Origin of the sequence: Arsenicicoccus cauae (assembly GCF_043162025.1) — a bacterium.
GTDB classification, from domain to species: domain Bacteria; phylum Actinomycetota; class Actinomycetes; order Actinomycetales; family Dermatophilaceae; genus Arsenicicoccus; species Arsenicicoccus cauae.
In genome coordinates this window covers 498,506-515,546 of the sequence record NZ_CP171001.1, presented here as the reverse complement: position 1 = coordinate 515,546, position 17,041 = coordinate 498,506, and the positions used below count along the sequence as shown (strand labels likewise).

18 protein-coding genes are annotated in these 17,041 nt (G+C 72.1%); 14 read left to right on the top strand and 4 right to left on the bottom strand.

Features of this window, described 5'->3' with window-relative positions; all coding sequences use genetic code 11:
• Positions 1-26 precede the first annotated feature (26 nt).
• Entirely contained in the window at positions 27-608 is a 582-nt protein-coding gene (locus ACF3NS_RS02340; protein ID WP_392467563.1) for a sugar O-acetyltransferase, read from the top strand.
• 218 nt (positions 609-826) lie between these two features.
• Here the strand turns inward: ACF3NS_RS02340 and ACF3NS_RS02335 are convergent, their stop codons facing one another.
• The gene (locus ACF3NS_RS02335; protein WP_392467561.1) at positions 827-1,558 is read right to left on the bottom strand and encodes a ZIP family metal transporter; all 732 of its coding nucleotides are present in this window, start codon (positions 1,556-1,558) and stop codon (positions 827-829) included.
• Between the two features lie 37 nt (positions 1,559-1,595).
• On the opposite strand from ACF3NS_RS02335, the gene ACF3NS_RS02330 reads away from it, so the two are divergent.
• The gene (locus tag ACF3NS_RS02330; RefSeq protein ID WP_392467560.1) at positions 1,596-2,534 is read left to right on the top strand and encodes a DUF389 domain-containing protein; all 939 of its coding nucleotides are present in this window, start codon (positions 1,596-1,598) and stop codon (positions 2,532-2,534) included.
• A 163-nt stretch (positions 2,535-2,697) separates the two neighbouring features.
• Entirely contained in the window at positions 2,698-3,945 is a 1,248-nt protein-coding gene (locus ACF3NS_RS02325) for an AI-2E family transporter (protein ID WP_392467558.1), read from the top strand.
• Between the two features lie 103 nt (positions 3,946-4,048).
• On the opposite strand, the gene ACF3NS_RS02320 is transcribed toward ACF3NS_RS02325, so the two are convergent.
• Positions 4,049-4,648, bottom strand: a complete 600-nt coding sequence (locus ACF3NS_RS02320) for a TetR/AcrR family transcriptional regulator (RefSeq protein WP_392467557.1) — start codon at positions 4,646-4,648, stop codon at positions 4,049-4,051.
• Between the two features lie 122 nt (positions 4,649-4,770).
• Between ACF3NS_RS02320 and ACF3NS_RS02315 the strand changes: the two genes are divergently transcribed.
• The 8 genes from ACF3NS_RS02315 (at position 4,771) to ACF3NS_RS02280 (ending at position 12,344) form a co-directional block, all read left to right on the top strand.
• Positions 4,771-5,916: an acyl-CoA dehydrogenase family protein gene (locus ACF3NS_RS02315; RefSeq protein ID WP_154592008.1), complete on the top strand. Its 1,146-nt coding sequence runs from the start codon at positions 4,771-4,773 to the stop codon at positions 5,914-5,916.
• A gap of 203 nt (positions 5,917-6,119) precedes the next feature.
• Positions 6,120-6,884 carry an SDR family oxidoreductase gene (locus ACF3NS_RS02310; protein WP_392467555.1) on the top strand — a complete coding sequence of 255 codons (765 nt, stop codon included), beginning with the start codon at positions 6,120-6,122 and terminating at the stop codon, positions 6,882-6,884.
• A gap of 8 nt (positions 6,885-6,892) precedes the next feature.
• On the top strand, positions 6,893-7,690 hold the full coding sequence (locus tag ACF3NS_RS02305) for an SDR family NAD(P)-dependent oxidoreductase (protein ID WP_392467553.1): 798 nt from the start codon (positions 6,893-6,895) through the stop codon (positions 7,688-7,690).
• Positions 7,687-8,670: an NADPH:quinone oxidoreductase family protein gene (locus ACF3NS_RS02300; protein WP_392467552.1), complete on the top strand. Its 984-nt coding sequence runs from the start codon at positions 7,687-7,689 to the stop codon at positions 8,668-8,670. The genes ACF3NS_RS02305 and ACF3NS_RS02300 overlap by 4 nt, the downstream gene beginning before the upstream one ends.
• A gap of 95 nt (positions 8,671-8,765) precedes the next feature.
• A complete protein-coding gene (fabG, locus tag ACF3NS_RS02295; RefSeq protein ID WP_392467551.1) occupies positions 8,766-9,527 on the top strand; it encodes a 3-oxoacyl-ACP reductase FabG in 762 nt (253 codons plus the stop codon).
• A 50-nt stretch (positions 9,528-9,577) separates the two neighbouring features.
• The gene (locus ACF3NS_RS02290) at positions 9,578-10,033 is read left to right on the top strand and encodes a MaoC family dehydratase (RefSeq protein ID WP_392467550.1); all 456 of its coding nucleotides are present in this window, start codon (positions 9,578-9,580) and stop codon (positions 10,031-10,033) included.
• The gene (locus ACF3NS_RS02285) at positions 10,033-11,115 is read left to right on the top strand and encodes a phosphotransferase family protein (protein ID WP_392467548.1); all 1,083 of its coding nucleotides are present in this window, start codon (positions 10,033-10,035) and stop codon (positions 11,113-11,115) included. The genes ACF3NS_RS02290 and ACF3NS_RS02285 overlap by 1 nt, the downstream gene beginning before the upstream one ends.
• Positions 11,115-12,344, top strand: coding sequence for an acyl-CoA dehydrogenase family protein (locus ACF3NS_RS02280; protein WP_392467546.1), 1,230 nt, complete (start codon positions 11,115-11,117; stop codon positions 12,342-12,344). Before ACF3NS_RS02285 ends, ACF3NS_RS02280 begins: the two co-directional genes overlap by 1 nt.
• A 9-nt stretch (positions 12,345-12,353) precedes the next feature.
• Here the strand turns inward: ACF3NS_RS02280 and ACF3NS_RS02275 are convergent, their stop codons facing one another.
• Positions 12,354-12,539: a hypothetical protein gene (locus tag ACF3NS_RS02275; RefSeq protein ID WP_392467544.1), complete on the bottom strand. Its 186-nt coding sequence runs from the start codon at positions 12,537-12,539 to the stop codon at positions 12,354-12,356.
• A 106-nt stretch (positions 12,540-12,645) separates the two neighbouring features.
• Between ACF3NS_RS02275 and ACF3NS_RS02270 the strand changes: the two genes are divergently transcribed.
• The 3 genes from ACF3NS_RS02270 to ACF3NS_RS02260 all read left to right on the top strand — a co-directional run bounded on the left by ACF3NS_RS02270 (position 12,646) and on the right by ACF3NS_RS02260 (position 16,184).
• On the top strand, positions 12,646-13,419 hold the full coding sequence (locus tag ACF3NS_RS02270; RefSeq protein WP_392467542.1) for an alpha/beta fold hydrolase: 774 nt from the start codon (positions 12,646-12,648) through the stop codon (positions 13,417-13,419).
• Positions 13,416-14,948 carry a Mur ligase family protein gene (locus tag ACF3NS_RS02265; RefSeq protein WP_392467541.1) on the top strand — a complete coding sequence of 511 codons (1,533 nt, stop codon included), beginning with the start codon at positions 13,416-13,418 and terminating at the stop codon, positions 14,946-14,948. The genes ACF3NS_RS02270 and ACF3NS_RS02265 overlap by 4 nt, the downstream gene beginning before the upstream one ends.
• Before the next feature lie 108 nt (positions 14,949-15,056).
• Positions 15,057-16,184, top strand: coding sequence for a hypothetical protein (locus ACF3NS_RS02260; RefSeq protein ID WP_286959826.1), 1,128 nt, complete (start codon positions 15,057-15,059; stop codon positions 16,182-16,184).
• A gap of 65 nt (positions 16,185-16,249) precedes the next feature.
• On the opposite strand, the gene ACF3NS_RS02255 is transcribed toward ACF3NS_RS02260, so the two are convergent.
• Entirely contained in the window at positions 16,250-16,918 is a 669-nt protein-coding gene (locus tag ACF3NS_RS02255) for a hypothetical protein (RefSeq protein WP_154592019.1), read from the bottom strand.
• Between the last annotated feature and the right edge of the window lie 123 nt (positions 16,919-17,041).

Here is a 17,041-nt window from a genome sequence, read left to right as displayed (position 1 = left end):
CGTCCAGTCTCGCCTACGGTCGAGGCGTGACGGACATCAGCGAGACCGGCCAGAGCACCGACACCCGCACCATGCGCGAGCGCCGCGACGCCGGCGACCCCTATCGCGTGGACGAGGAGCTCGGCGCCGCCATGGAGCGGGCCCAGGCCACCATGCGGCGCGCCAACGCGTGCGAGGACGAGGGGGAGCGGCGACGACTGCTGGAGCAGCTCCTCGGGTCGTATGCCGAGACCGCCCACCTGCGGGCCCCCGTCTACGTCGACTACGGGGACAACCTGCACGTCGGCGAGGGGACGTTCGCCAACTACGGCCTGATGGCGCTCGACGTGGCAGAGATCCGGATCGGCGCCCAGGTGCAGATGGGACCCAACGTCCAGCTCCTCACGCCGACCCACCCCGTCGAGCCCGAACCTCGCCGCGAGGGGTGGGAGGCGGCGCGCCCCATCACCGTGGAGGACAACGTGTGGATCGGGGGCGGCGCGATCATCCTCGCCGGCGTCACGGTGGGGCAGGACTCGATCGTCGGCGCGGGGGCCGTGGTGACCAAGGACGTGCCGCGCGGCGTCGTGGTGGTCGGCAACCCCGCTCGGGTCGTCCGCGAGCTCTGAGCGCCGATTGGCACTCTCGCCAGCCGGGCGCATACCGGCACCAGATCTGGCGCACATTGCCGGCATGAGGTCGCGCGCCGACTACGACGCCCTCGAACGATGAGGCTCGCCTTCACCTCCAACGGGATGGCGCTTGAACCCGCCGGTTTCGGGGAGGCTGCGGGCGATGTCGTGGGTCAGGTCGCGGAAGCCGAGGGCCGTCCACGACCGGCCCGGCCCTAGGCGGACTTGCTCAGCAGGAACGCCGCCGCGAAGCCCAGCATCGTGAACAACCCGACCCAGCGCCCGGCGTGTTCGGTCGCCTCCGGGACCATCGTGTCGGCCAGCATCGTGATGATCGCGCCCGCGGCGAAGGCCTGGATCGTCGCCACGACCGACTCCGACGCGCCCCCGAGCAGCGCGTAGCCGAGCGCCGCGGCGAGCGCCGACACCAGGCACACGGCCGACCACAGGCCCACGATGTAGCGCGTGGAGCGGCCGGCGGCCTTGAGCCCGGCCGTCGCGGACAGCGACTCGGGGACGTTGGAGAGAAAGACGGCGGCCACCATCGGCAGCCCGACCTTGCCCCCGCCCAGGAGGCTGACCCCGATGGCGGCGGACTCGGGGATCCCGTCGAGCAGGGCCCCGAGGACGAGGGACATGCCACCCGCGCCGGCCTGCTGCTCGCCGGTCGGGGACTTGCGCCGGTGCCCGCCACCGGAGTCGACCCACCAGTCCCCGACGAAGTAGACCAGCGCCCCCGCGGCCAGGCCGACGACGACGGACGTGCCCCCGGCCGAGTCGTAGGCCTCCTGCGTCAGCTCGAACGCCACGGCGCTGATGAGCACCCCGGCGCCGAAGGCCATGACGAGACCGATGATGCGGGTCGAGACCTTGGCCGTGAGGGCGATGACCGCGCCGACGAGCAGCGCAGCACCGCCGACGAAGCCCCAGAACGCGGCAGCCAGCATGAGGGGAGTATGGCCCTGCGTGGGCCACGATGGGTAAATGCTCGTGCACCTGCGCCTCGTCGTGCCCGCCGACCTGACCGACGACGTCGTCGCGCTGCTGCTCGACGACGACCGGATCACCAACGTCACCCTCGAGCGCGACGCGGCCCTGCAGCCTCGTGGCGACCTGGTCGGCGCGGACGTCGCGCGGGAGGCCGCCGAGTCGGTCCTCGACCGGCTGGACCGCACCGGCCTGCCGCACCGAGGCGGGATCTCGCTGACCGCCGTCGAGGGCACCGTCTTCGACGAGGCCGACCGGGTCGACCGCCGCGCGGCCGGGGCCGGCGACGACGGGGTCATCTGGCAGGTGGTGCGGCGGGACGCGGAGGCTGCGACGGAAGCCTCTGGGGCCTACTTCGCCTTCCTCGGGATCGCCACCGCCCTGGCGGCCGTGGCCGTGATCACCGACTCCCCGATCCTGGTGGTGGGAGCCATGGTCGTGGGACCCGACTTCGGGCCGGTGGGGGCCATGTGTGCCGGCCTCGCGCTCCGGTCGCCGGGCCTGAGCCTGCGTGCCCTCTGGCTGCTGGTCCGCGGGTATGTCGCTGCCGTGGCCGCCGTCACGGTGCTGGCCCTGGTCGCCCGGGCCACAGGCGTCCTCGACCCCGAGATGGTGACGCGCCCGCGCCCGGCCACCGGTTTCATCTGGCGCCCCGACCTGTGGAGCGTGGTGGTGGCGGCGCTCGCGGGCGCGGCGGGGGTGCTGGCCATGACGGCCGAGAAGTCGAGCACCCTGGTCGGCGTGTTCATCTCCGTCACGACGGTCCCCGCGGCCGGCAACCTCGCCCTGGCGCTGGCGGTCTGGCAGCCGGCCGAGGTGCTGGGGTCGCTCACCCAGCTCGGGGTCAACGTGGTCGGCATGGTCGCGGCCGGGACGGTGACGATGGAGGCGCAGCACCTGCTCCTGCGGCGGCTGGCGTCACCGGCGTCGACCTGACGGCGGGCCGGGCCGGGTCACGGAGTGGGATCGAGACGGTGGCGCGACGCAGCCATACGGCCTCGATGGTGCACGCTAGGTGACGAACCGTGGGGGTCCGGCCCCGGACCGACCTGCATGACACCGACCGAGAGGCCACAGGACCACGATGGACGAACGACCGATGGACCACGCGGATGACGCCGACCACGCACCGAGTCCCGCCAAGGAGGGCTCGACCAAGGTCGACAAGCGCCAGGCCCGGGACGAGGCCCACGCGGGGAGCCTGCAGCGCGGGGCCGCCGTGGCTGACCAGCGCGAGCGAGAGTGGGCCCACCCGGGTGGTCTGCCCCGCATGCTGGTCATCCTGCTCGGCCTGGCGGCCGCCTGGATCGGGATCCAGGGGATGCAGGCCAACAAGGACCTGATCGCGCCCGTCTTCTTCGCGATCAACCTGATGATCGCGGCCTACCCGCTCAAGGGCTGGCTGACCCGCAAGGGCCTGCCCGAGTGGATCGGCTCGATCCTGTCCGGGCTGGTGGTGTTCGGCGTGATCATCGCCTTCTTCTCCGCCCTCGGGTGGTCGATCGCCTCGCTGGTGAGCGAGATCCCCAAGTACGGCGACAAGTTCGACCAGCTCTACGCCCAGTCGCTGGACCAGCTCAGCAAGTTCGGGCTCAGCGAGTCCAAGCTGCTCGAGCAGCTCAAGGGCATCAACCCGCAGAGCATCATGGGCTACGCCACCACGGTGCTGACCGGCCTGCAGAGCTTCACGGGGCTCCTCGCCGTCATCTTGACCGTCCTGTTCTTCCTGATGATGGACGCGACGGGGTGGGGCCAGCGGATGGACATCGGGCGTCGACACCACCCGCGCATCGTGGAGGCGCTCGACGCCTTCGGCGGTGGGGTGCGGCGCTACTGGATCGTGTCGTCGGTCTTCGGGCTGATCGTGGCGGTGCTCGACTGGGTCGCCCTGCTCATGCTCGGGGTCCCGCTGGCGGCGGTCTGGGCGGTGCTGAGCTTCCTCACCAACTACATCCCCAACATCGGCTTCGTGATCGGCCTGATCCCGCCGGCGCTGATGGCGCTGCTGGCCAAGGGCCCGATGACGGCGCTGTGGGTCGTCGTCGCGTACTGCGTGCTCAACTTCGCGGTGCAGTCCATCATCCAGCCGAAGTTCGCCGGCGACGCGGTGGGCGTCACCCCGACGCTGTCCTTCCTGTCGCTGCTCTTCTGGGCGTCGGTGATGGGGCCGATGGGCGCGATCCTGGCGCTGCCGATGACGCTGCTGATCAAGGCGGTGCTGATCGACTCCGACCCGCGGTCGCGGTGGGCCAACGCCTTCGTCGCCGCCAATCCCGCCACCGCCGAGACGGGGAAGGTCAAGGACACGGTCGACCCGGACGACGAGCACGAGCACGCCGTCGCCTGACGACCCGCCCCCGGCGAGGGCATCGACCGGCCCTCGTCCCCCAGGCGGATGATCCGCAGGCCGGCAGCGTCCTCGAGGCCAGGGCGACCCGTCTCGCGTCCGCTCAGGGGGGAGGCCGCCTGGAGGCCCCGGCGAGGCGCAGGGCCAGCGTGGTGAAGTGGTCGGCCACGGCCTGCGCCGTCCACGACCCGTCGTCACTCCACCAGCGGGCCACGTCAACGCCCAGCGAGATGAGGGCGGTCACCGTCATCCGGGGCTGGTCGGTCTCGAACTCCCCGGACGCCACCCCGGCCTCCACCACGGCCCGGAAGACGTCGGTGATCTGGCGGCGGAGGTCCCCGACCTCGGCCAGGTGCTCCGGCGTCAGCGCGTCCAGCTCGTAGTTGACGATCCGTGAGACCGTGTGCCGCTCGGCGTGCGTCAGGACCCAGGCGTGCACGAGCGCCCGCAGCTGCTCGGTGGGGGTCTCGCCTGTCGCCACGGCCTCCTGCGCCAGCCGCAGCACCTCGGCGTGCCCCTCCAGCGAGAGGGCGTGCAGCAGCGACTCCTTGCTGGCGTGATGGACATAGACGGCGGCCGGGCTCATCCCGGCGGCCGCGGCGATGTCGCGGGTCGTCGTCGCGTGGAAGCCCTTGGCGGCGAAGGAGTGCAGCGCCGCGGCCTTGATGCGGTGGCGCGCGTCGCGGGTCGGGCCGGGCGGCATAAGGATCACCCCTCTCACCTCTTGACCCGGGCCTGGGTCATGGGTGATTCTCTAGCGAGACCATGAACTAAGCAAGCGCTTAGTCAGCCCGTCCCACACGATCCGCCAGCCGAGGAGACGCGATGCAGCGCACCATCTACGACGAGGACCACGAGGCCTTCCGACAGTCCGTCAAGGAGTTCGTGGACCGGACCCTCGCGCCCCGGGCGGAGGAGATGATCCGGGACCACGTCATCGCCCGAGACATCTGGGAGGAGGCCGGGGCCCAGGGCTTCTTCGGCCTCAGCATCCCGGAGGAGTATGGCGGCGCCGGCATCGACGACTACCGCTTCAACGCCGTCTTCGCCGAGGAGATCGGCAGGTTCACCAACGCCGCCGGCTCGTGCTTCGGCATCCACGCCGACATCACCGCCCCCTATCTCGTGCACCTCGGCACCGAGGAGCAGAAGCAGCGGTGGCTGCCCGACGTCGCCGCCGGCAAGAAGATCATGGCCATCGGGATGACCGAGCCCTCCGGCGGCTCCGACCTGGCAGCGCTGAAGTCCACCGCCGTCCGCGACGGCGACGACTGGGTCATCAACGGCTCCAAGACCTTCATCACCAACGGCCACCAGTGCGACCTCGCCGTCGTCGCCGTCCGCACCGACCCCACCAAGGGCGCCAAGGGCATCTCGTTGTTCGTCCTCGAGGCCGGCATGGAGGGCTTCACCAAGGGCAACAAGCTCGACAAGGTCGGCCAGGAGGAGTCCGACACCTCCGAGCTGTTCTTCGAGAACGTCCGCGTCAGCAACGACCACCTCCTCGGGCCCGAGGGGATGGGCTTCATCGAGATGATGAAGCACCTGCCGCAGGAGCGCCTCGGTGCCGCCGTCGGCAACCTCGCCAACGCCCGCCAGATCCTCGCTGAGACGATCCAGTACACCAAGGACCGCAAGGCCTTCGGCCAGCCCATCGGCACCTTCCAGCACAACAAGTTCAAGATCGCCGAGATGGTCACCAAGTGCGAGGTCACCCAGGCCTTCATCGACCAGTGCGTGATCGCGCACTCCGAGGGCACCCTCACCGCCGTGGACGCGGCCAAGGCCAAGTGGTGGGCGAGCGAGGTGCAGTGCGCCGTCCTCGACGAGTGCGTCCAGCTCCACGGAGGCTACGGCTACATGAACGAGTATCGCGTCGCCCGCGCCTGGCGCGACGCCCGCGTCCACAAGATCTGGGCGGGCAGCAACGAGATCATGAAGGAGCTCATCGGGCGCGACCTGGGCCTCTAGGGCTTGTCCGTATGACGCCTGCGCGGCGTCGTCTGGGTGTACCGGCCGCGGCCTACCATCCGCCGCTCGTCCCTCGCGGCTCCCGCCAGACCCGCCACGACCGCGGCCGGTACGCCCAGGCTCTTCGTGCCCTCCCTCTCCCGGGCGCGCCTTGGCCCAGCGCCCACCCTCTGCTACGCAGCACATGACGAAGGAGTCAGGTAGTGAACAGGTTTGATGGCAAGGTCGGGATCGTCACGGGGGCGTCCCGGGGGATCGGGCTGGCTGTTGCGCAGCGGCTCGTGGCCGAGGGTGCCCGTGTCGTGATCACGGCGCGCAAGCCGGAGGCGCTCGCCGAGGCCGCCGCGTCGATGGGCGGGGAGGGGCGGTGCGTGGCGGTCGCGGGCAACGCGGGTGACCCCGCGCACCAGGACGAGGCGATCCGCACGGCGATCGAGCGGTTCGGCTCCCTGGACCTGCTGGTCAACAACACCGGCATCAACCCGGCCTACGGCCCGCTCATGCACATCGACCTCGACGTCGCCCGCAAGATCCTCGACACCAACGTCGTCGCGGCGCTCTCCTGGGTGCAGAAGGCCCACGCCGCCTGGATGGGCGAGCACGGCGGCGCCGTCGTCAACGTGGGCTCCGTCGCGGGGCTGCGCGCCGCGCCCGGGATCGCGTTGTACGGCGCCAGCAAGGCGGCGCTGCTGCACCTCACCGAGGAGCTCGCCGTCGAGCTTGGTCCTGGCATCCGGGTCAACGCGGTCGCGCCCGCCGTGGTCAAGACCGACTTCGCCAAGGCGCTCTACGAGGGGCGCGAGGACAAGGCGTCCCGCGGCTACGCGATGAAGCGGCTCGGCGAGCCCGGGGACATCGCCGGCGCGGTCGCCTACCTCCTGTCCGACGACGCGGCCTGGACCACCGGCCACACGATGGTCCTCGACGGCGGCGCGACGCTGATCGACGGCTCCGCGATCGGGGGCTGAGCGAGGCGATGGAGGCGCTGCGCGACAAGGGAGTCGTGGTGACCGGCGCGGCCGGAGGCATCGGCCGCGCCATCGCCGAGGCCTGCGTGGCCGCGGGTGCGAGGGTCGTGGTCACCGACCTCGACGCCGAGCGGCTGCTCGCCACCGCCACCGACCTCGGCGCATATGCCGTCCCCTCCGACGTCTCGACCAACGACGGCATCGAGGCGGTCATCGAGCTGACGACCGCGCACCTCGGCGGCATCGACGTCTGGGTCGGCAACGCCGGCATCCAGGGCGGGCTCGGCCTCGAGACGCCCGACGAGACCTGGCAGCTCGCGCACGACGTCAACGTCATGGCGCACGTGCGCGCCGCCCGGCTGCTCGTGCCGGCCTGGCTCGAGAGCGGGGGCGGCCGGTTCGTGGTCACCGCGTCCGCAGCCGGGCTGCTCACGATGATCGGTGCGGCCCCCTACTCCGTCACCAAGCACGCTGCGGTGGCCTTCGCCGAGTGGCTGGCGGCGACATACGGCCACCGCGGGATCGACGTGCACTGCCTGTGCCCCCAGGGCGTGGACACCGCCATCTATCGCGACGCGGGCGCGGTGCAGGGCCTGCTCGCCGCGGACGGCCTGCTCACCCCGGCCGAGGTCGCCGCGGCGCTCCTCGAGGCGATCGAGCAGGGTCGCCACCAGGTCCTGCCCCACCCCCAGGTCCGGCAGTATGCCATCGCCCGGGCCACCGACACCGACGCGTGGCTGCGCGGGATGCAGCGCCTGCAAGGCCGCTACGACGCGCCGCCCCGAACCAGCGAGGAGACCCGATGAAGGCCTGGACCGTCGCCGCCCTCGGCGAGCCCCGTGACGTGCTCGAGCTCGCCGAGCGGCCGTCGCCCGAGCCCGGCCCCGGGCAGGTGCACGTCCGCGTGCGGGCGACCGCCGCGAACTTCCCCGACGTGCTCATGATCAAGGGGCTCTACCAGGTCAAGCCGCCGCTGCCGTTCGTCCCCGGCGTCGAGGTCTGCGGCGACGTCATCGCCGTCGGGGCTGGCGTGCAGCACGTCCAGCCAGGACAACGCGTCGCCGGCATGGCGGCCGTCCCGCACGGCGGTTTCGCCGAGGAGGCGCTGCTCGACGCCACCGCCACCATGCCCGTGCCCGACGGCATCCCGGACGAGGCCGCGGCGTCGCTGACCATCGCCTACCAGACCGGGTGGTTCGGCCTGCACCGTCGCGCCCACCTGCAGGAGGGCGAGTGGCTGCTCGTCCACGCCGCCGCGGGTGGGGTCGGCAGCGCCGCCGTGCAGCTGGGCAAGGCCGCCGGCGCCCGGGTCATCGGCGTCGTGGGTGGGCCCGACAAGGCCGAGGTGGCGCGCCGCCTCGGCTGCGACGCCGTCATCGAGCGCCGCAGCGAGGACGTCGTGGCCCGCGTCAAGGAGATCACCGAGGGGCACGGCGCGGGCGTCGTCTACGACCCGGTGGGCGGTGCGGCCTACCAGCAGTCGACCAAGTGCATCGCCTTCGAGGGACGCATCGTCGTGGTCGGGTTCGCGTCCGGCGACATCCCCGCCCCCGCGCTCAACCACGCCCTGGTCAAGAACTACTCGATCCTCGGGCTGCACTGGGGCCTCTACGCCACCAAGGACCCCCGCTCGCTGCTCGCCTGCCACCAGGAGCTGGCCCGGCTGCTCGCCACCGGCGCCATCGCGCCGCTCGTCAGCGAACGCGTCCCGCTGGAGGACCTGCCCGACGCCCTGTCCCGCCTCGGCGCGGGCGACACCACTGGACGGGTCGTCCTGACCCCCTGAGACTGGCGGTGACCGCGGGCCCCCCGCCCCGCGAGCGCCGCACCCGCACGGCCCGACATACGGCACGACGCACGACCACCCCACGAGGAGCAGACATGACCGACCAGACCCAGCGCACCGCCATCGTGACCGGTGCCGCCCGCGGCATCGGCGCCGCCGTGGCCCGCCGACTCGCCACGGACGGCATGGCCGTCGCGGTGCTCGACCTCGACGAGGCCGCGTGCCAGAGCGTCGTCGACGAGATCACCGGTGCCGGCGGGCGCGCGCTCGCCGTGGCGGTCGACGTGTCCGACGAGGCCGCCGTCACCGCCGCCGTGGAGCGCGTCGCCACCGAGCTCGGCGCCCCGACCGTGCTGGTCAACAACGCCGGGATCATCCGCGACAACATGCTCTTCAAGATGAGCGTCGGCGACTGGGACGCCGTGATGGGGGTGCACCTGCGGGGCTCCTTCCTGATGACGCGCGCGGCGCAGCGCTACATGACCGAGGCGAGGTACGGCCGCATCGTCAACCTGTCGTCCACCTCCGCGCTCGGCAACCGCGGCCAGGCCAACTACGCCGCCGCCAAGGCCGGCATGCAGGGCTTCACCAAGACGCTGGCGCTCGAGCTCGGCAAGTTCGGCGTGACCGCCAACGCGATCGCCCCCGGCTTCATCGCCACCGACATGACCAAGGCCACGGCCGAGCGCATGGGCATCACCTTCGAGCAGTTCCTCGAGGGCGCCGCCAAGGAGATCCCCGTGGCCCGCGTCGGCCAGCCCGAGGACATCGCTGCGACGGCGTCGTGGCTGTGCGCCGAGGAGTCGGGGTTCGTGAGCGGCCAGGTGATCTACGTGGCCGGCGGGCCACGCGACTGATCGACCCCGCGAGGACACGAGCGAGGAACGAGCAACGGGAGAGGACTGACATGAGGACGTTCAAGGGGATCGACGAGGTCGTCGCCGCGACGGGCGAGCACCTCGGCTACAGCGACTGGCACGAGGTGACCCAGCAGCAGGTCGACCTGTTCGCGGAGGCGACGGGCGACCACCAGTGGATCCACGTGGACCCGGAGCGGGCGGCCCGCGAGACGCCGTTCGGCGGGACGATCGCACACGGCTACCTGACCCTGTCGCTGATCCCCGGGCTGCTGCCCGAGGTCTACGAGGTGCGCGGCGTCACGATGGGGATGAACTACGGCGCCAACAAGATCCGCTTCCTCACGCCGGTGCGCGTGGGGTCGCGCGTCCGGGTCGGCATCCAGCTGCAGGAGACGTCGCAGACCAGGGCGGGCCTGCAGATGGTCCTCGCGATGACGGTCGAGATCGAGGGCTCCGACAAGCCCGCGTGCGTGGCCGAGGTCGTCTACCTCCTGGTGCCCTGATGGACGACGCAGCGGCGGCCGCCCGGGCCGAGGTGCCCGGCCTGGACCTGGGCGCCCTGCGCGCCTACCTCGACCGCGAGACCCCGGGCCTGCTCGAGGGTGAGCTGTCGGCCCGGGTGCTGGCGGGTGGCAAGTCCAACCTGACGTATGCCGTGACCGACGCCTCCGGCACCACCGTGGTCGTGCGGCGGCCTCCTCTCGGGCACGTCCTCGCGACGGCGCACGACATGGCCCGGGAGCACCGGGTCATCACGGCCCTGCGGGACACCGATGTGCCGGTGCCGGTGACCCACGCGTGCTGCGAGGACGAGACGGTGATCGGGGCCCCCTTCTACGTCATGGAGCACGTGGCGGGGACGCCATACCGGCGAGCCACCGAGCTGGCGCAGCTCGGTCCCGAGCGCACCCGGGCGATCAGCGAGCGCATGGTCGACGTGCTCGCGACGCTGCACGCCGTGGACCCGCAGGCCGTCGGGCTGGGCGACTTCGGCCGACCGGAGGGCTTCCTCGCCCGGCAGGTCAAGCGGTGGGGCACCCAGCTCGAGGGCTCGCGCTCGCGGGACCTGGCCGGCGCCGACGAGCTGTATGCCGGGCTGACCCGTCGCGTGCCCGCCGACCAGGCGCCGGCGATCGTGCACGGCGACTACCGGCTCGACAACCTGCTCATCGGCCCCGTCGCCCCCGTCGGCGCCGAGGTCGACGGGAGGGACGAGGTGCGGGCGGTGCTGGACTGGGAGATGGCGACGCTCGGCGACCCGCTCACCGACGTGGGGCTGCTCGCCGTCTATCAGCAGCTGGCGCGGCTCGGGGCGGGTGGCGCCATGATCACCGACGTCTCCGAGGCACCCGGCTACCTGCCGCTGCCCGAGCTGCTGGCCCGCTACGCCGAGCGCAGCGGACGCGACGTGCGCGACCTCGGGTTCTACGTCGCCCTTGCCTACTACAAGCTCGCCGTGATCCTCGAGGGCATCTACTACCGCCACACCCAGGGACAGACCGTGGGCGCGGGCTTCGCCGAGATCGGCGGCTACGTCGAGCCGCTCGTCGCGGGCGGGCTGCGCGCCCTCAAGGAGGAGAGCTGATGGACTTCACGATCGACGCCGCCACGCAGGACTGGATCGACCGGACGCGGGCCTTCCTCGACGAGGAGATCCACCCGGCCGAGGCCGACTTCGCCCGCGAGTGCGGCGAGCTGGGCTGGCACTGGACCGCCTCCCCGACGCTCCAGCGGCTGCAGGCGGAGGCGCGGTCGCGCGGCCTGTGGAACCTCTTCCTCCCCGGTGAGCACGGCGCGGGCCTGACCAACCTGCAGTACGCCCACCTCGCCGAGCTCAGCGGTCGCGCGATCGAGCTGGCGCCGCCGGCCATGAACTGCGCGGCCCCCGACACCGGCAACATGGAGGTGCTGGCGCAGTTCGGCTCGCCGGAGCAGCAGGAGCGGTGGTTGAGGCCGCTGCTCGCGGGCGAGATCCGGTCGGGCTTCGCGATGACCGAGCCCGCCGTCGCCTCCTCGGACGCCACCAACATCGAGATGACGATGCGCCGCGAGGGCGACGAGATCGTCATCGACGGGCGCAAGTGGTGGACCACCGGGGCAATGAACCCCGACTGCCAGATCTTCATCGTCATGGGCAAGACCGACCCGGGCGCCGAGCGGCACCGCCAGCAGTCGATGGTGCTGGTGCCGCGCGATACCCCCGGCCTGACGGTGCAGCGCGGGCTCACGGTGTTCGGCTACGACGACCACGACCACGGCGGGCACGGCGAGCTGGTCTTCGACGGCGTGCGCGTGCCGGCGAGCAACATCATCGGGAGCGAGGGGACGGGCTTCGCCATCGCCCAGGCCCGCCTCGGCCCGGGCCGCATCCACCACTGCATGCGCTCCATCGGTCTCGCGGAGCGCGCGGTGGAGCTCATGTGCGAGCGCGCGTCGGAGCGCGTGGCGTTCGGTCGGCCGTTGGCCGAGCAGGGCGTGATCCGCGACTGGATCGCCGAGTCCCGGGTGCGGATCGAGCAGCTGCGCCTGCTCACCCTCAAGACCGCCTGGCTCATGGACACCGTCGGCAACAAGGGCGCGCACACCGAGATCCAGGCCATCAAGATCGCCACCCCCCGCACCGTGGAGTGGATCCTCGACAAGGCGATGCAGGTGCACGGCGGTGGCGGCGTCAGCTCCGACACCCCGCTCGCCCGGATGTTCGCGGGGATCCGGACCCTGCGCTGGGCCGACGGGCCGGACGAGGTGCACAAGAACGCCCTGGCCAAGGCCGAGCTCAAGGGGCACGCGGCGCGGAGCTCGGGCCAGGCCTGACGGCAGCTGTTACGCGGTGGCGCGGCGCGAGGCAGTCGCGTTGCCCCAGGCGAGGCGCGCTTGAACCAGCCGGCCGCGCAGCAGGGTGGCGGCCGGGGAGCGTGGGAGCGCCCCCACCGCCCGCGCGAACTCCGTAGGGTCCCCGTACCGCAGGTCCCAGGCCCGCTCGAGGACCGGATCGTCGTCCGGGGTCATGGCGCCACCGTCGGGCGCGGTACCCCCCAGGTAACCACCGTCTCCAGGGGAAAGGTGCAGGTCGTGCCTGCCGGGCGTCGAGCGCCCGGCGCCCTAGACTGACGCGGTGCTGACAACCCTCCTCGACGGCCAGGTGATGGCCGAGAAGCACGGCTCCGGCAGCCCCCGCGTCCTCGCGATGCACGGCTGGGCCCGCACGCGCCACGACTGGGCCCCGGTGCTCGGTGGTTACGACGCCGTCGCGGTCGACCTCGCCGGCTTCGGCGCGACTCCTCCCCCCGAGGGCGGGTGGTCGACCGAGCAGTATGCCGAGAGCCTGCTGCCTCTCCTGGACCCCGCCTCGCCGCTCGTGCTGATGGGGCACTCGTTCGGCGGACGCGTGGCGGTGCACCTCGCCCGGCTGCGGCCCGACGCCGTCCGCGGTCTGGTGCTCACCGGCGTCCCGCTGCTGCGCCCCGACGCGTCCGGCGCCCCGGCGCGCAAGGGCGGCCCCCTCGACCTGCGCGTCGCCAAGGCCCTGCACCGGCGCGGCATCGTCCCCGACTCGGTGGTCGACAAGTACCGCAAGAAGTACGGCTCCGCCGACTACAACGCCGCGCAGGGCGTCATGCGGACCGTCCTGGTCAAGGCGGTCAACGAGGACTACACGCGCGAGCTCGAGGCGGTGCGCGCGGCCGGCATACCGGTCGAGATGGTGTGGGGCGAGGGGGACACGGCCGCCACGGTCGCGATGGCCCGCTCCGCCGCCGAGCTGATCGGCCCCACCGCCCACCTGGACGTCGTCGCGGGCTCGGCGCACCTGCTGGACGACCAGCTGGGCGCGCACCTGCGCACCGCCCTGGACCGTCTGCTCGACACCCCGAAGGAGACTCAGCCATGATCCTCGACGTCATCACCTGGGCCGCCGTCGCGGCCGCGCTCGCCGCCGAGGACTCGCGCTGGCTGCGGGTCGCGCAGCGCGAGCACTACGAGCCGGGCCGCGCCACCGCGATGGCCGGGCTGTGGAGCAGGGTCAAGCCGGCCAACCAGCTGCTGCTCGCCGCCGCCGCGCTCTGCCTCGCCGGTGGCCTGTGGGCCCACCCGGCCACGCTGCTCGGGTTGGCCGCGATCGCCGCGTGGCCGCTCGGCCTGCCGGTGCGCGGCCGCTCCGCGAAGTTCGGCTGGACCGACCGGATGAAGCGGCTCACCGCCGTGACTGTCGGGCTGCAGCTCGTCCTCGCTGCCGCCGCCGGCCTGCTCGGCGGGCCGTATGCCGCCGCCGTGGTCGCCCTGCTCGCCGTGCCGCTCGTGGACCTGGCGATGGCGATCATGCGCCCGGTGGAGAAGAAGCTGGCCCAGCGGTGGGTGGTCGAGGCCCAGGACAAGCTGCGCCGGCTGCGCCCGACCGTCGTCGCGATCACCGGGTCCTACGGCAAGACGTCGACCAAGCTCTACGTCAACCAGCTGCTGTCGCGCTCGCACGCCGCCGTGGCCTCACCCGCGTCGTTCAACAACCTCATGGGCCTGTCCCGCACCGTCAACGACCGGCTCGTGCCCGGCACCGAGGTCTTCGTCGCCGAGATGGGCACCTATGGTCCTGGCGAGATCCGCGAGCTGTGCCGCGTCTTCCCCCCGACCATCGCCGCGATCACGACCATCGGCGAGGCCCACCTCGAGCGGATGAAGAACCGCGAGACCATCGTGCGCGCCAAGTCCGAGATCACCGAGGACGCCGCGATCTCGGTGCTCAACGTCGACGTGCCCGAGCTGGCTGCGCTCGCGGACCGCCTCGACGGGGTCAAGCGGGTCGTGCGCTGCTCGACCGTGCCGGGCACGCGGGCCGACGTGGTGGTGGCGCCGGTCGACGAGGGTCGCTGGGAGGTCACCGTCGACGGTGCGCAGGTCACCACGGTCGACGCGCCCGGCGCGGGGCACCCGATCAACCTGGCCATCGCCGTGGGCATCGCGCGCGCCCTCGACGTCGACCCCGCCACCCTGGCGCCGCTGATGGTCGACCTGCCCGGCGCCGCGCACCGCGCCGAGCTGCAGCGCGACGACCGTGGCGTGGCCGTCATCGACGACACCTACAACTCCAACCCCGACGGCGCCGCCTCCGCGCTGCGCTCGGCCCGGGCGGCCGTGGGCGAGGGCGGGCGCATCTACACCATCACCCCCGGCATGGTCGAGCTGGGCGACCAGCAGGCCGAGCGCAACCGGGCGTTCGGCGCCGACGCGACGGCCGCCCCCAACCAGGTGCTCGCCATCACGCAGCTCACCAACAAGCGGGCCCTGCTCGCCGGTGCCTCCGGCCAACCGGGCGAGGTCCGCACCTACGCCTCGCGCGAGGAGGCGGCCGCCGCGATCATGCCCGAGACGCGCGCGGGCGACGTGGTGCTCTTCGAGAACGACCTCCCCGACAACTACCCCTGACGGCGGTGAGGGCGGCGCGCCGCGAGACGCTCACCCCCGCCGCGCGGCGGGCGAGCGGCATACGATCGCCTGTAGCCACCCTGCCGTCTGCAGAAAGGTCTCACGACCATGTCCCAGACCGTGACCGTCGTCTTCGGCGGGCCGTCTGCCGAGCACGACATCTCCATCCTCACCGGGCTGCAGTGCGAGCGCGTCCTGCAGCGCGCCGGCGCCCAGGTCCAGTGCCTCTACTGGGACCGCGGTGGCCGCTGGCACGCGGTGCCGGCGCAGACCGAGGCGCGGGACTACCTCGACGGCGCCCCGGCCAAGGCGCAGAGGGTCGAGCTCAAGATCGGCGCCGGCGCCGACGACGGCTTCCAGATGAAGGCCGGCTTCCGTGGCACCAAGACCCTCGACCTCGGCTCGGTGCTGCTCGCCCTGCACGGCGGCGCCGGTGAGTCGGGCGGGACGCAGGCGCTCTTCGAGCTGCTGGGCGTCCCGGCGACCGGCTCGTCCCCGGCCGCCGCGGCGCTCGGCATGGACAAGCTGGCCTTCGGCGCGCTGATGGCCGACGCCGGGGTCCCGGCGCTGCGCCGCGAGATCGTCTCCCCGGACTTCCGCCCGAGCTTCGAGGGTCCCTACATCGTCAAGCCGCGCTTCGGTGGCTCGTCGATCGGCATCGAGGTCGTCGAGGACTACGACACGGCCCTCGCCCTGCTCAAGTCCAGCCTGCACATGCGCGCCGGCGCGGTCGTCGAGCCCTACCGCGACGACCTGTGGGACCTCAACATCTCCTTCACCACCGCCCCGCAGTTCAAGACCTCGCTGATCGAGAAGCCCCTGCGCAAGGAGGGCGGCGCGATCTACGACTACGCCGGCAAGTACATGGGCGGCGGGGCCGACGGCATGACCTCCGCGCCGCGTGAGCTGCCCGCGCAGATCGACCCGGCGCTCGAGGCGCAGGCCCGCGAGCTCGCCCGCCAGGTCCAGCAGCTCACCGGCCTGACCGGCATCAACCGCCTCGACTTCCTCACCGACGGCACCGACATCTACGTCAACGAGGTCAACTCGATCCCCGGCGCGATGGCGCTCTACCTGTGGCCCGACGAGGACCCAGGCAGGCTCCTGCTCGCCATGGTCGAGGAGGCCAAGACCGCCAACCGGCGTGTGCCGACCGCCTCCTTCGAGGAGGGCGCGGCGCTGCGCGCGGCCGGCGGCATCTCCGGCAAGCTGACCGGGCTCGGCCCCCAGCGCTGAGCCGTATGCCGAAGCCCCCCACCGCTGCTCGTCGCGGTGAGGGGCTTCGGCATACGGCGCCCGGATCAGCCGGCGGCCTTCTCGACCTTGTCGGCCTGCTTGCCGAGGACGGTGTCGACGAGCTTGTTGGCCTTGTCGACGTCCGTGCCCTGGGTCTGCACGACCACGAGATTGTTGCCGCGGTTCACGGCGCCCATCGAGACCGCCATCTTCTGCCCCATCGCCTCGGCCGACATCTGCAGGCCCTTGGCGTCCTTGGTCTCGAGCTTCGGCGAGCTCATCTTGAGGTCGATCGACACGGCCCCGGTCCCCATCTTGATCGTCTTGCAGGAGTCCGCGACCTTGGTCAGCTGCGCCGGCACGTCCTTGGCCTTGCCGAGCGTCTCCACGACCACCTCGACCTGGGTCTTGTCCGTGCCGCTGCCCTTGGTGAAGCTGCGCTTGGCGTAGGACGACGGGTTGTCGGCCGACATCGTGCTCATGGCGTTCATCGCGTCCTTGCAGGCCTGCGGGACGTCCTTGGCATTCTTGAAGATCTGCTCGGCCGACTTGTCGTCCTGCTTGGGCTTGGTCTCGTCCACGGAGCCGGCCTCCCAGCCGCCGTCGGGCAGGTCCCCCGCCTCCAGCATGGACGACTTGGCCTTGTCCTGGGACAGGTCCTTGGGTGCGCCCCCGCACGCGCTGAGACCCAGCGCGGTGGCGGCGATGGTGGTGATGACGAGCGTGCGACGCACGAGACTTCCCCCTCGATCGATCTGCTGTGACCCGTCGAGCCTAGGGGGAAGCACCGGCGCCCGTGTCCAGGACCCGGCAGATGGGGGTGGCCACGGCAGCCACGATGGAGTATGACGGAGGTG

Bases quoted from the DNA above. Each gene is read 5' to 3' on its own strand.
- ACF3NS_RS02335 (WP_392467561.1), bottom strand. From the start codon at position 1,558: ATGCTGGCTGCCGCGTTCTGGGGCTTCGTCGGCGGTGCTGCGCTGCTC.
- ACF3NS_RS02330 (WP_392467560.1), top strand. From the start codon at position 1,596: ATGCTCGTGCACCTGCGCCTCGTCGTGCCCGCCGACCTGACCGACGAC.
- ACF3NS_RS02325 (WP_392467558.1), top strand. From the start codon at position 2,698: ATGGACCACGCGGATGACGCCGACCACGCACCGAGTCCCGCCAAGGAG.
- ACF3NS_RS02320 (WP_392467557.1), bottom strand. From the start codon at position 4,648: ATGCCGCCCGGCCCGACCCGCGACGCGCGCCACCGCATCAAGGCCGCG.
- ACF3NS_RS02315 (WP_154592008.1), top strand. From the start codon at position 4,771: ATGCAGCGCACCATCTACGACGAGGACCACGAGGCCTTCCGACAGTCC.
- ACF3NS_RS02305 (WP_392467553.1), top strand. From the start codon at position 6,893: ATGGAGGCGCTGCGCGACAAGGGAGTCGTGGTGACCGGCGCGGCCGGA.
- ACF3NS_RS02300 (WP_392467552.1), top strand. From the start codon at position 7,687: ATGAAGGCCTGGACCGTCGCCGCCCTCGGCGAGCCCCGTGACGTGCTC.
- fabG (WP_392467551.1), top strand. From the start codon at position 8,766: ATGACCGACCAGACCCAGCGCACCGCCATCGTGACCGGTGCCGCCCGC.
- ACF3NS_RS02290 (WP_392467550.1), top strand. From the start codon at position 9,578: ATGAGGACGTTCAAGGGGATCGACGAGGTCGTCGCCGCGACGGGCGAG.
- ACF3NS_RS02285 (WP_392467548.1), top strand. From the start codon at position 10,033: ATGGACGACGCAGCGGCGGCCGCCCGGGCCGAGGTGCCCGGCCTGGAC.
- ACF3NS_RS02280 (WP_392467546.1), top strand. From the start codon at position 11,115: ATGGACTTCACGATCGACGCCGCCACGCAGGACTGGATCGACCGGACG.
- ACF3NS_RS02275 (WP_392467544.1), bottom strand. From the start codon at position 12,539: ATGACCCCGGACGACGATCCGGTCCTCGAGCGGGCCTGGGACCTGCGG.
- ACF3NS_RS02265 (WP_392467541.1), top strand. From the start codon at position 13,416: ATGATCCTCGACGTCATCACCTGGGCCGCCGTCGCGGCCGCGCTCGCC.
- ACF3NS_RS02260 (WP_286959826.1), top strand. From the start codon at position 15,057: ATGTCCCAGACCGTGACCGTCGTCTTCGGCGGGCCGTCTGCCGAGCAC.